Genomic DNA, 12,306 nt, shown 5'->3' with positions numbered 1-12,306 from the left:
GGTCAGGTGCTGACGTACTCCGCCACCGAGCGCTCCCACCGCTCGGGGTCGACGTTCCACTCCTTGGTGTGCCGAGCGCGGTCCCACCGCTCCATGGTCACCAGGTCGGGGCGTGCGCCGGCCAGGGCCAGTGACGGCCCGACCGGCACGAACTCGTCGTCCACCGAGTGGATCAGCAGGATGCGGTGCTGCAGCTCGCCCGCGCGAGACACCCAGTTGGTCTTCGCCACGTCCACCGGGTCGTGCACGCCCACGAGCCGGCGCGCGGAGCGACGCCCCATCAGCGCGCGGCTGAGGCCACCGATCGGAGCCGGTATGCCGTTGGCCCGGGCATGGTGCGCGATCACGTCTCCCCAGTCGATGACAGGGGCATCGAGGACGACATGGGTGACGTGGTCGGCGAGCCACGACCGGGCCAGGGTCTGCAGCACGATCGCTCCACCCATCGACCACCCCACCAGGACCAGCTCCCGCGCACCCCGGTGCACGGCCAGCAACCCAGCATCCTCGATGTCGCGCCATTCCGACAGGCCGAGGTTGTAGCGACCGTCGGGGCCGCTGCGGGCGCCGAGGTCGTTGCGGTAGCTGGGGATGATGACGTTGATGCCGGCCTCGTGCAGCGGGCGCACCGCGCGCAGGCCTTCCTGGCGTCGAGCGCCACGACCGTGGACGAGGATCGCCCACCGCTCCGACCGAGCGGGAGCGGGCACGACCCACGCAGGCATGGTGCCGAGCTCCGTGTCGACGTCGACGTACTCACTGCGCAGCCCCAGGGACCGGTCCGGAGGACTGGCGAAGTAGTACTGGTTCCACCGTCCGAAGCCACTCGTCAGGTGACCGAAGTCGACCCCCAGCAGCTCACGCCGCACACGACCCGACCCCTCGTCGAGGTCGAGCACCTCACCGACTCGCGCGTGTCCACGGTCGCCGTCGAGCCACAGCCCGTACCGGCCGGGCGAGAGGGTGTCGGGGTTGACCCCCAGCGTCACCGAGTCGGCGTCGACCGCGAGGATCTGGGTGTCGTCCGGGCGCTGCCGGTCGGGCGTCAGCACCCGACGGGCGAAGTACGTCGCCGCCCCCACGGTGCTCAGGGCTCCTGCCGCGACGAGCGAGCCCGCCGTGACGGCGCCCGCGACGGCCGCCTTGCGGGCGGGCGTCGACGCGGGCGGCACTACCCCTCCCCCGTCACGTGCTGGGCGATGGCCTTGTCGCCCAGGACATCGGCGAGGTCGAAGCTGACCGGTTCCTCGAGCTGCTCGTAGGTGCACGACTCCGGGGTCCGGTCGTCGCGCCAGCGCACGAACTGCGCCGTGTGCCGGAACCGCAGGCCCTCCATGTGGTCGTACCTCACCTCCACGACGCGCTGGGGCCGCAGCGGCGTGAAGGACAGGTCCTTGCCGGAGTTCCAGCGTGAGGTGGCGCCGCTCGTCGGCGTACGGCTCCCCATCTCCTGCGCGGCCCACGCCCACGGGTGGTGCTCGAAGTCCGTGACGAGGAGCTGGAGCTCCTCGAAGAGCTCCTTGCGCCTCGCCATGGGGAAGGCCCCGATCACGCCGACGCTCTGCAGCGACCCGTCCTCGGTGTACAGGCCCAGCAGCAGGGAGCCGATTGCGTCGTCCCCGCTCTTGTGGGTGCGGTAGCCGGCCACGACGCAGTCAGCGGTGCGCTCGTGCTTGATCTTGAGCATCAGCCGCTTGTCCGGCACGTAGGCGATGTCGAGCGGCTTGGCGATCACCCCGTCGAGCCCTGCGCCCTCGAACTGCTCGAACCACTCCTGTGCGACCGCCGGGTCGTCGGTGGCCCGGGTCAGGTGGATCGGTGGCTGCGCATCGGCCAGCGCCTCCTCGAGGCGGGCCCGCCGCTGGGCGAACGGCTGGTCGGTGAGGTCTTCGTCACCGATGGCGAGCAGGTCGAAGGCGACGAAGCTCGCCGGGGTCTCGGCAGCCAGCTTCTTGACCCGGCTGGCCGCCGGGTGGATCCGCTGCTGCAGCGCGTCGAAGTCCAGCCGGTCGCCCGTTCCCCCGATGAGGACGATCTCGCCGTCGACCACGCACTTCTCCGGGAAGCTGGCCAGCACGGCCTCCACCACCTCGGGGAAGTACCGGGTCATCGGCTTCTCGTTGCGGCTGCCGATCTCGACCTGGTCGCCGGACCTGAAGATGATCGACCGGAAGCCGTCCCACTTGGGCTCGAACAGGTAGTCGCCTGTGGGGATCCCCTTGACCGGCTTGGCGAGCATCGGGGCCACCGGGGGCACGACCGGACCCCAGACCGTGCGCAGGTCGGCGTCCCGCTCGGCCTTCGGCGGCATGTAGTCCTCGTCGGACTTGTCCTTGCGGCGCTTGCTGGGCTGCACCCGGGGCGGCTCCCCCGGCATCTTCGGGTAGTCCGGCGGGAAGTTGAGCTCGCCGAGACCACGCTCCTCGATGTCCTTGTCCCACAACGCGATCGCCGCGGCCACGTCACCCACGGCCTCGTCCATCCCCGCCCACGCGTCGCCGTCGGCCGCCAGGATGCCGGGCACGGTCCGCACGGTGAAGTCGCTGGGGGTGACGCCGGGCAGGTCAGCCCAGCTCACCGGCATACTCACCGGCGCTCCGGGCAGCGGGCGCGGGCTGTAGGCCGACGCGATCGTGCGGTCACGACAGGCTTGGTTGAAGTCGACGAAGACGCGCTCGCCGCGCTCCTCCTTCCACCACGAGGTCGTGACGAGGTCGGGGAGGCGTCGCTCGAGCTCGCGGGCGATCCCGATCACCCCGTGCCGCACGTCGAGGAACTCGTGGGTCGGCGCGACACGGACGAACACGTGGACCCCGCGGTTGCCGGAGGTCTTGGCCCACCCGGTGAGGCCGAGCTCGGTCAGGAGCTCGCGCAGGACCAGCGCCGCCTCGACCGAGTCCTTGAAGTCGCGTCCGGGCTGAGGGTCGAGGTCGATGCGCAGCTCGTCGGGGTTGTCGACGTTGCTGGTGCGGACCGGCCAGGGGTGGAACGTCACGGTGTTCATCTGCATGGCCCACACGACGGCGGCCGGTTCGTCGACCACCACCTGGAGGTGCTTGCGGCCGGACGGGTAGGTGCACATGACGGGGGTGATGAAGTCGGGCATGCCCTTGGGCGGGTTCTTGGTCCAGAACTCCTCCCCCGTGATGCCCTCGGGGAACCGCTGCAGGGTCACCGGGCGGTTGCGCAGGGCGCGCATGAAGCCCTCCGAGGCATCTACGGCGTACTGCGCGAGGTCGAGCTTGGTGATCCCGTCGTCGGGCCAGATCAGCCGGTCAGGGCTCGAGATGCGGACCAGCCGCGACCCCTCAGGACCCCCCGGGACTTCCAGCTCGGTTGCTTTGGCCGCCATGGCGCGAGCCTATCCGGGTGTCGTGCGTCACGGCCGTGGGAGGCGTGGGACCAGAATCGGGGTCGATTGCGTTGTGATGGGTGTGAACTGGTTCAGACGAAACACCGTCACCGTCCCGCGAAGGAGTCGCAGCGTGAGCATGGAGCAGACCGACCGCACGTATGCCGTGGCCAAGACCGACGAGGAGTGGCGCGCCGAGCTCAGCCCGGCCGAGTACCAGGTGCTCCGCCAGGCGGGCACCGAGCGTCCCTTTGTCGGGGAGTACACCGACACGAAGACCGAGGGTGTGTACGCCTGCCGGGCCTGTGGCGCGGAGCTGTTCACCTCGGACACCAAGTTCGACAGCCACTGCGGCTGGCCGTCCTTCTACTCGCCGCTCGCGGGTGACTCGGTGGAGTACATCGAGGACGTCTCGATGGGCATGAAGCGGGTCGAGGTCCGCTGCGCCACCTGCGGCAGCCACCTCGGGCACGTCTTCGAGGGCGAGGGTTACGGCACCCCCACCGACCAGCGCTACTGCATCAACTCGATCTCGATGACCCTGCGCCCCAGGACGGAGTGACCCTGCGCCCCACGACGGAGTGACGCTGCGTCCCCGGACAGAGGTCACCGGTGGCCCGCCTCCCTGGGGCCGACCCCGGGGAGTCCGACCTATGGAGCCCGGCGGGTGAACCGCGGGTCCGTCTCCCACCAGGGGCGGTCCCGCCCACCGTCGGGCGCGCCGTCCCCGGTGGCCTCCTGACGCAGCTGCTCCGCGCGGTCGAGTCGGGCGTCGGCCAGGGCCGCCTCGCGGGCGTCCGACCGGACCCACGCCAGGACGGTCGCAGCCAGCAGCGGGAGCCCCACGACCTCGGCCACCCCGAACATCGCGCCCCCACCCAGCCGCTGCTCCCACAACGGGTCCTGCGCGGCCAGGTAGGCCGCGACCGGGGCACCGAGCAGCCCGGGTGAGGCCATCACCACGACCCCCGGCACCGCATCGAGCAGGCCGTCGGCGAAGGCGATGAGGACCCGCACCCCGTCGGTGCACCAGACCGGCACCAGCGCCTCGCCCAGCAGCGGAAGGACGAACACCAACCYGCTGACCAGCAGCACGGCATACGTCAGCTCGCGCACCCAGGCGCTCGCGACCGACGCCGCCAGCCACGGGGTCGTGAAGAGCAGCAGGTGCAGCGCGGTCGCGACGACCGAGGCGACCAGGGGAAAGAACACGACGCGCGCCACCCGGCTGCCCACCACCCGGTCGAGGCCACGCGTCGCTCCCGCGCCGAGCGCTCGGCGCGCCAGCCCCAAGGGGTCGCCCAGCGCGATCCCCACAGGCGTCACGGCCGCCAGGACCGCCGACTGCGCCGCTGCGGCCACGAACGACGTCCCTCGGGAGGCCGCGAGACCACCGTCGGTCGCCAGCAGCAACGACCCCACGCCCACGACGTAGTAGACCGTCGGGCGGAGCACGGGCACTCGTGCACCTGACCGGTGCAGCGCCAGGAGCCCGGCGGCATAGGGCACGCCGAGCAACACGGCCAAGGCCGTTCCGAAGGGGGACACCACCCAGTGGGTGACCAGGTCGGCCGGGGCGAACGCAGGCACGGTCCGGAGCCTGCCCCACGGTCCTGTGAGGGCCCTGAGAGCCGCAGGGACCTCGAGCCGTTGGTGAGTCGGACCTCGAGCAGCCGACCCGCGTCAGCGCAGGGAGGCGAGCAGCTCGCCGACCTCCACGCGTCGGCCGGTGTGGAACGGCAGCTCCTCGCGCACGTGCATCCGCGCCCGCGACGCCCGCAGCTCGCGCATCAGGTCGACGATCCGGTGCAGCTCGTCGGCCTCGAAGGCCAGGATCCACTCGTAGTCGTTCAGCGCGAAGGACGCGATGGTGTTGGCCCGCACGTCGGGGAAGTCACGCGCCTGCTGACCGTGCTCGCGCAGCATGTCGCGCCGCTCGGCGTCGGGGAGCAGGTACCACTCGTACGACCGGACGAACGGGTAGACGCAGATGAAGTCCTTGGGGGCCTCGTCGGCGAGGAACGCCGGGATGTGGCTCTTGTTGAACTCCGCCGGCCGGTGCAGCGCCGCGGCCGACCAGGTCGGCTCGAGCAGGTGCCCGAAGTCGGTGCGCAGGAGCGCACGGTAGGCACCCTGCACGTCCTCGATGCGCTCGGCGTGCCACCACACCATGAAGTCACAGTCGGCGCGCAGCCCACCGATGTCGTAGACGCCCCGGGTGACCACCCCGTCGGCCTCCAGGGCGACGAAGAGCTCCTCGACCTCCTTGGCCATCACCTCGCGGTCGTCGCGCAAGGGCGCGCTGACCGAGAAGACCGACCACATCGCGTAGCGGATCGACTCGTTGATCTCGCGGATCCGGGCGGCGTGGGGGTTGGAGGGGTGCGGCTCGCTCATGCCCCTATCCTCCCCCGGCCGCCGCGCGCGTCCGCAGGTGGGTGGCCACCGCCCGCGCCGCCGCGCGTCCGCTCGCGATGCAGGCCGGGATGCCGACGCCGCCGTATGCCGCGCCGGCCAGCTCCAGCCCCGCCACCGTCTCGGTGGCGGCCCGGATCCGCGCGACGCGGTCGAGGTGCCCGACGGTGTACTGCGGCAGGGCGCCGCCCCAGCGCTGCACGTGCGTGTCGACGATGCGGGGCAGCTGGTGTCCCAAGGCCTCGCTGACCTCCGCCACCGCGATGGCGACCAGCTCGTCGTCGGGGCGTTGGAGGTCCGACGTCTCGCCGAACCGGCCGACCGACGCCCGCAGGAACGACAGGTCCCCCGCCGCGTCGGCAGTCCACTGCCACTTCGTCGACGAGAACGTGCTCGCCTTGATCGTGCGCCCCTCGACGGCAGGGACGAGGAACCCCGAGCCCGGGAGCGGAAGGGTCTCGGGGCCGTCGGCACCGACCGCGAGCGTGATGATCGCCATCGACGCGTACTCGATCTCGCGCAGCGCCCTCGCTGCCTCAGACTGGTGCGGTGCGAGCAGCTTGCTCGTCGGTCCAGCGGGGGTCGCGAGCACCACGGCATCGGCGAACAGTCGCTCGGGTCTGGGTTGCGGGCCCACGACGACCGACCACGCGGCACCCTGCCCGCTCGGGTCCGCGTCCGCGGTGGTCGTCTCACGGTGCAGCTCGCGGACGATCGTCCCGCTGCGCACGGTGACCCCACGTCCCCGCAACGACTCGGTCAGCACCTCGGCCAGCCGCCCCACCCCGCCGTCGAGCCCTGCGAACACCGGCGCGGGCTCCACCGCGTCGGCGACCCCGACCGGAGCCGCGGCACTCGCAGCAGCGCTCGCTGCGGCACTGGCCGCAGCGGTCAGGGAAGCGCCGCGCGCAGCGGCGTCGAAGACCTGGGGCAGACAGGCGTGCAGCGACAGCAGCCTGGCCTGACCGGCATACACCCCGCCCAGCAGTGGCTCGACGAGCCGGTCGACGACCGCGTCACCCCACCGCGCCGCCACGTAGTCACCGACCGACACGTCCTCGAGCTCGCCCGCGGCCCACGGCTCCTCTGCCTCAGCGCGGGCCACCTCCTCGGGCGTGAGGATGCCGAGCGCCGACGAGGCCGGCGACGGGATGCCCATCAGCGTCCCCTTGGGCAGGGGGTGGAGGTTGCCGCGCGACCAGATCGAGGCCGAGGTCGTCGCCGGGTGGACGACGTCGGGGTCGAGCCCGACCTCCGTGATGAGGTCGAGTGCCTCGGGGCGCCGGGCGAGCATCGACTCGGCTCCGACGTCGAGCGCCACCCCAGCGACCGGCTCCCGGCGCAGCTTGCCCCCTGGGCGGTCGGCCGCATCGAGCAGGGTGATGGTCGCGTCGGGAAGCGCATGCGACAGCTCCCAAGCACAGGCAAGCCCAGAGATGCCTCCTCCGACGATGAGGATTCGTGATCCGACCATGCCCACACCCTTTCAAGATCGTGACGCTTTCGACACCACCGGGTGGGAACGTCGACCCCACGGCACGAGTCGCACCGGTATCCGCACAGCTGCCCGACCAACCGCACGTCAGTTGCACCGCCCAGCTGCACCGCTCAGCTCCACTCACCAGGGAGTCGCCATGTTCCGCATTCGTCCGCACCGCACCACCGCCGCCCTCGGCGCCGTCCTCCTCGCCACCGTCGCCCTCGCCGCCTGTGGCGGCGGAGGAGGCGACTCCTCCTCGTCGCCGGCCGCGGTCGCCTCGTCGAGTGGGTCGGCCGGGCGCGGCGCCGACTCCTCGGGTGGAGTGGCTCCCTCCCCCGAAGGCAGTCCGGACAGTCCTGCCAAGGCGGGCGCCAGCGGTTCGACCGCCGACCCGGTGACCACCGCGAACCTCACCGCCAGCCAGGACTCCTTGGCACGACGCGCCTCGATCGCGTTGCAGGTCAAGAACATCGGTCAGGCCGTGGCCAAGGTGCGGGCCACCACGGCGACCGCGCAGGGCATCGTGCTGTCGGAGAACATCGGGACCGCGGCGGGTGACGTGCCGCTGGCCGAGACGGCCAAGGTCACCGCCACGACCTACGCCGAGATCACCATCTCGGTGCCCTCCAGCGAGCTCGACCGGGTCATCTCCGAGCTCGGTGCGGTCGGCACCGTCATCCGCTCGACGAGCTCCAGCGAGAACGTCGGTGGGCAGATCGTCGACACCACCTCACGCCTGCAGACCATGCGGGTCAGTGTGGAGCGGGTGCGGGCCTTCCTGGAGGACGCCAAGGACCTCAACCAGATCGTCGCCCTGGAGGCCGAGCTGACCCGTCGCCAGTCGGACCTCGAGGCGCTCGAGGCGCAGCTCGCCTCCCTCAAGGGCAGCGTCGCCCGCTCCCCCGTCCAGATCAGCCTCACCACCGAGCCTGGCGCGATCGTGAAGGAGCCCGACCAAGCCGGGTTCCTCGTCGGGCTGAAGGGTGGCTGGGACGCCTTCACCGGATCACTGAGCGTGCTGCTCACCGTCGTCGGCGCCCTGCTCCCGTTTCTCGTCCTGTTCGCCCTGCTGGGTCTTCCGGTGTGGTGGTACCTGCGTCGGCGGCGTCCGGTGAACCCGCCGCCGGCTGTCCTCCCGCAGTAAGCCCGGCAGGGGCATGCCGAGGTCGGTCAGCGCCTGAGTGCGTCAGCGCTGACCGACCTCGTGCACCAGCTCGACGACCCGCGTCAGCACGTCAGGGTCGGTGTCCGGCAGCACGCCGTGACCGAGGTTGAAGATGTGGCCCGGTGCGGCGCGACCCTCGTCGACGATCGAGCGGACCTTGGCCTCCAGGGCCTCCCATGGCGCGAACAGCAGTGCGGGGTCGAGGTTGCCCTGCACGGCATACCTGCCATCGAGCCTGGCCAGTGCGTCGGTGAGGGAGACGCGGTAGTCGACGCCCACGACGTCGGCGCCGACGGCGCCCATCGAGGCGAGGAGCTCACCGGTGCCGACGCCGAAGTGGATGGTCGGTATGCCGCGCCCGGAGACCGCTGCGAGCGCTGCCGTCGAGTGCGGTGCCACGAAGCGCTCGTAGTCGGCGCGCGGCAGGGCCCCCACCCACGAGTCGAACAGCTGCACGGCTGAAGCGCCCGCGGCAGCCTGGACGTCGAGGAAGGCCCCCGAGATCTGCGCCAGCCTGGCGCACAGGTCGTGCCAGAGCCGGGGGTCGCCGTACATCAGCGCCTTGGTGTGCTCGTGGTTCTTGCTGGGGCCGCCTTCGACGAGGTAGCTGGCCAGGGTGAAGGGGGCGCCCGCGAACCCGATGAGCGGCGTCGACCCCAGCTCGGCCGTCAGCAGCCTGACGGCCTCGGTGATGTACGGGACGTGGTCGGGAGTGAGCTCGGGGAGCCGGTCGAGGTCCGCCCGGCTGCGGATCGGCTTGGCGACCACCGGGCCCACGCCGGCGACGATGTCGAGGTCGACGCCGACCGCCGCCAGCGGCACCACGATGTCGGAGAAGAAGATGGCCGCGTCGACCCCGTGGCGGCGCACCGGCTGGAGGGTGATCTCGGTGACGAGGTCGGGCCGTCGGCACGAGTCGAGCATGCCGATGCCCTCACGCACCGCGCGGTACTCCGGCAGGGACCGGCCCGCCTGGCGCATGAACCACACCGGGGTGTGGGTCACGGGCTCGCGGCGGGCGGCCCGGACCAGGGCGGAGTCGTGGGGGGAGTTCACCGGGGACGTCACCGGGTGATTCTAGGTGGCTCAGAAGGCGATGATCGCCGCGCCCGCGAGCGAGAGCACCGCCCCCACCTGCTGGATGCGCCGCAGCCTCTCCTTGAGGAGCAGTCTGGCCAGGAGGATGGTGACCACCGGGTAGAGCGAGCCGAGGACGCTGGCGACGCTCACCTGCCCCCGGGACGACGCGATGCCGAAGAGCAGGTTCGCCCCCATGTCGCCGCAGCCGATGAGCAGCAGGGCCGGCACCTCCCGCACGACCACGCCGCCGCGGCTGCGCACGACCAGGGCCAGGGTCACGAAGACCACGAACGACACCCCGCGCATCCCCCACAGGGTCATCAGCGTGGAGGACCGGGCCCCTCGGTCGATGCAGAAGAGAGCCATCCCGAAGCCGACCGCCGCGACCGCCGCCAGCACGACCGGCCGCGGGGACACCCCACCGCTCAGCTCGGGGCCAGAGGCCAACGTCACCCCGACCACGGCGACGAGGATCCCGACCCAGGTCCAGGAGGACGGCTCGTCGCCGGTGGCCACGCCCAGCAGCACGGGCACGGCCACCCCGAGCGCGGCGATGGGTGCGACGACACCGATGGTGCCGGTCGCGAGCGCGGTGTAGAAGCAGAGCAGCCCGGCCACGCCGGACACCGCGGCGCCCACCGACCACAGCGGCCAGCCGGTCCAGGTGACGTCGTCCCAGCGCACCGCGACGACCGCGCACAGCACGAGGAAGGCCAGCGACTGGGTCCACCCCACCACGGCCACGGCCGGCCTCCGGCGGGAGAACAGCCCCGCGAAGAAGTCGGAGGTGCCCCAGCACGCGCTGGATGCGAGCGCGAGCAGGGAGAGCATGCGCGCACGCTACCCGTCGGCGCGACACGACGCGGACGGCAACCTCCCTGTGATATCTGACCCCGCGGCATACCCTCTGATGGTGGGCAGCCGAACGGTCCCTGGCGACCAATCCCCCGAGTTCACGCAGGCGCTGAGCGACCTGCGGGGCGCGCGGTTGCGCCCCGAGATCCGCCTCACCGAAGTGCCCGCTCCCCAGCGCATCGCGCCGTATGCCGTGGCCCTCACCGCCGAGGTGGTGGGGGCCGCCGCCGACGAGGACGAGCTCGCCTCCGGGCGCTTCGTCCTGCTGCACGACCCGTCCGTGCCGGACCCGTGGGACGGAGCCTGGCGTGCGGTCACCTTCGCCCGGGCCGAGCTCGAGCCGGAGCTCGCCAACGACCCGATGCTCGGCGCCGTGGGCTGGTCGTGGCTGACCGACGCGCTGGAGAGCCACCACCTCGGCTACACCGCCGAGGCAGGCACGGTCACGCGGGTCGTGTCGGAGAGCTTCGCCGGGCTGTCCGACCGCCCGGCCAGCGTCGAGATGGAGGTCCGCGCCTCGTGGACCCCGGTCGCCGGCAACGTCGGCGCGCACCTCGTGGCCTGGTCCGACCTGCTGTGCACCATTGCCGGCCTGCCGCCGCTGCCCGAGGGCGTCATCGCCCTGCCCGGGCCACGTCGTTGAGGGTGGAGTGCTGAGCACAGGCGGGTGCTGGGACGCGCTGGCCGGTAGGTTGACCCGGTGACCGACATCGACGCCGACGCCGACCAGGCGGTGGAGCCCGAGCCGGAGCCAGCCTCGCCGCTGACTCCCCTCGACATGCCCGTTGACGGCGTGCCTCCGGTGGTCGAGTCGGAGCGGGCGCTGATGGACGCCGCACGGGCGATCGCCGCGGGTGAGGGCCCGGTGGCCCTCGATGCCGAGCGCGCGAGCGGCTACCGCTACGGGCAACGCGCCTACCTCGTGCAGCTCCGCCGTGAGGGTTCGGGCACCTGGCTGATCGACCCGATCGCCTGCCCCGACCTGTCCCCGGTCAACGACGCCATCGGCAGCGCCGAGTGGATCCTCCACGCGGCCACCCAGGACCTCGCCTGCCTCGCCGAGGTGGGACTGCGACCGCAGCAGCTGTTCGACACCGAGCTCGCGGGGCGGCTCCTGGGACTCCCCCGGGTCGGGCTCGCCGCGGTCGTGGAGCACTACCTCGGGCTCTCGTTGGCCAAGGAGCACTCGGCGGTCGACTGGTCGACCAGGCCGCTGCCGGAGCCCTGGCTGCGCTACGCCGCGCTCGACGTCGAGGTGCTGGTCGACGTCCGCAACCTGATGGGGGTCGACCTCGCCCGCCAGGGCAAGGACGGCTGGGCGCGTGAGGAGTTCGAGGCCCTGCTCGACTTCACCGGGCCGGCGCAGCGGGTCGACCCGTGGCGCCGCACGAGTGGGATGCACCGGGTGCGCCACCGCCGGATCGCGGCCGTGGTGCGGGAGCTGTGGGAGACCCGCGACCAGATCGCGCAGGACCGGGACGTGTCGCCCGGCCGGGTACTCCCCGACGCCGTGCTCGTCGAGGTCGCCATGGAGTCCCCCGGCAACACCGGCGCGCTGCCCAGTGGCCACCGCTCGGTGCGTCGCTACCAGCGCCAGTGGCTCGACGCCGTCAACCGGGCCAACGCGATCCCCGAAGCCGACCTGCCGCCGATGACGCTGCGGTCCGACGGTCCGCCGCCACAGCGTTCGTGGGCCGAGCGCAACCCCGTCGCCGCGGCCCGCCTCACGGCCACCCGCGAGGCACTGACGGCGTTCGCGGCGGAGCACGTGATCCCGGTCGAGAACGTCCTCTCCCCCGAACCCCTGCGCCGGGTGATCTGGTCGCCGCCGGAGGAGCACACGGCCGCTGCCTTCGCCGCGGCGCTGTCGGCGCTGGGGGCCAGGCCCTGGCAGACCGCCGTGGTCGCGCCGATGATCGAGGCGGCCTTCGCGGCCAACCCCGACGCCTGAGCCACCCG

The 12,306-nt window shown here is 72.1% G+C and carries 11 protein-coding genes; 4 read left to right on the top strand and 7 right to left on the bottom strand.

Annotated elements, in window-relative coordinates; genetic code table 11:
- Positions 1–2: 2 nt before the first annotated feature.
- Positions 3–1,172: an alpha/beta hydrolase family protein gene (locus AC1DX8_RS07895; protein WP_477629362.1), complete on the bottom strand. Its 1,170-nt coding sequence runs from the start codon at positions 1,170–1,172 to the stop codon at positions 3–5.
- On the bottom strand, positions 1,172–3,352 hold the full coding sequence (locus AC1DX8_RS07890; protein ID WP_477629361.1) for an ATP-dependent DNA ligase: 2,181 nt from the start codon (positions 3,350–3,352) through the stop codon (positions 1,172–1,174). Before AC1DX8_RS07890 ends, AC1DX8_RS07895 begins: the two co-directional genes overlap by 1 nt.
- Positions 3,353–3,491: 139 nt before the next feature.
- Here AC1DX8_RS07890 and msrB point away from each other — a divergent pair, with 139 nt between their 5' ends.
- A complete protein-coding gene (msrB, locus tag AC1DX8_RS07885) occupies positions 3,492–3,914 on the top strand; it encodes a peptide-methionine (R)-S-oxide reductase MsrB (RefSeq protein ID WP_477629407.1) in 423 nt (140 codons plus the stop codon).
- Positions 3,915–4,003: 89 nt separating this feature from the next.
- On the opposite strand, the gene AC1DX8_RS07880 is transcribed toward msrB, so the two are convergent.
- The 3 genes from AC1DX8_RS07880 to hemG all read right to left on the bottom strand — a co-directional run bounded on the left by AC1DX8_RS07880 (position 4,004) and on the right by hemG (position 7,241).
- Positions 4,004–4,942, bottom strand: coding sequence for a cytochrome c oxidase assembly protein (locus AC1DX8_RS07880; RefSeq protein WP_477629360.1), 939 nt, complete (start codon positions 4,940–4,942; stop codon positions 4,004–4,006).
- Positions 4,943–5,035: 93 nt separating this feature from the next.
- Entirely contained in the window at positions 5,036–5,749 is a 714-nt protein-coding gene (gene hemQ, locus AC1DX8_RS07875; protein ID WP_477629359.1) for a hydrogen peroxide-dependent heme synthase, read from the bottom strand.
- A 4-nt stretch (positions 5,750–5,753) separates the two neighbouring features.
- On the bottom strand, positions 5,754–7,241 hold the full coding sequence (gene hemG, locus AC1DX8_RS07870; RefSeq protein WP_477629358.1) for a protoporphyrinogen oxidase: 1,488 nt from the start codon (positions 7,239–7,241) through the stop codon (positions 5,754–5,756).
- A 160-nt stretch (positions 7,242–7,401) separates the two neighbouring features.
- Between hemG and AC1DX8_RS07865 the strand changes: the two genes are divergently transcribed.
- Positions 7,402–8,391, top strand: coding sequence for a DUF4349 domain-containing protein (locus tag AC1DX8_RS07865; protein ID WP_477629357.1), 990 nt, complete (start codon positions 7,402–7,404; stop codon positions 8,389–8,391).
- Positions 8,392–8,433: 42 nt separating this feature from the next.
- Here the strand turns inward: AC1DX8_RS07865 and hemE are convergent, their stop codons facing one another.
- Positions 8,434–9,480 (bottom strand): uroporphyrinogen decarboxylase, encoded by a 1,047-nt coding sequence (gene hemE, locus AC1DX8_RS07860; RefSeq protein ID WP_477629356.1) that lies wholly within the window; start codon positions 9,478–9,480, stop codon positions 8,434–8,436.
- Positions 9,481–9,498: 18 nt separating this feature from the next.
- On the bottom strand, positions 9,499–10,323 hold the full coding sequence (locus AC1DX8_RS07855; RefSeq protein WP_477629355.1) for an EamA family transporter: 825 nt from the start codon (positions 10,321–10,323) through the stop codon (positions 9,499–9,501).
- Between the two features lie 79 nt (positions 10,324–10,402).
- Here AC1DX8_RS07855 and AC1DX8_RS07850 point away from each other — a divergent pair, with 79 nt between their 5' ends.
- Positions 10,403–10,990, top strand: coding sequence for a DUF3000 domain-containing protein (locus AC1DX8_RS07850; RefSeq protein WP_425564830.1), 588 nt, complete (start codon positions 10,403–10,405; stop codon positions 10,988–10,990).
- Positions 10,991–11,047: 57 nt separating this feature from the next.
- Positions 11,048–12,298 (top strand): HRDC domain-containing protein, encoded by a 1,251-nt coding sequence (locus tag AC1DX8_RS07845; protein ID WP_477629354.1) that lies wholly within the window; start codon positions 11,048–11,050, stop codon positions 12,296–12,298.
- Positions 12,299–12,306: the final 8 nt, after the last annotated feature.

This window comes from Pedococcus sp. P2_A3 (assembly GCF_056405035.1).
The sequence above is the reverse complement of the archived record's forward strand: the minus strand, read 5'-3'. Positions and strand labels throughout refer to the sequence as shown.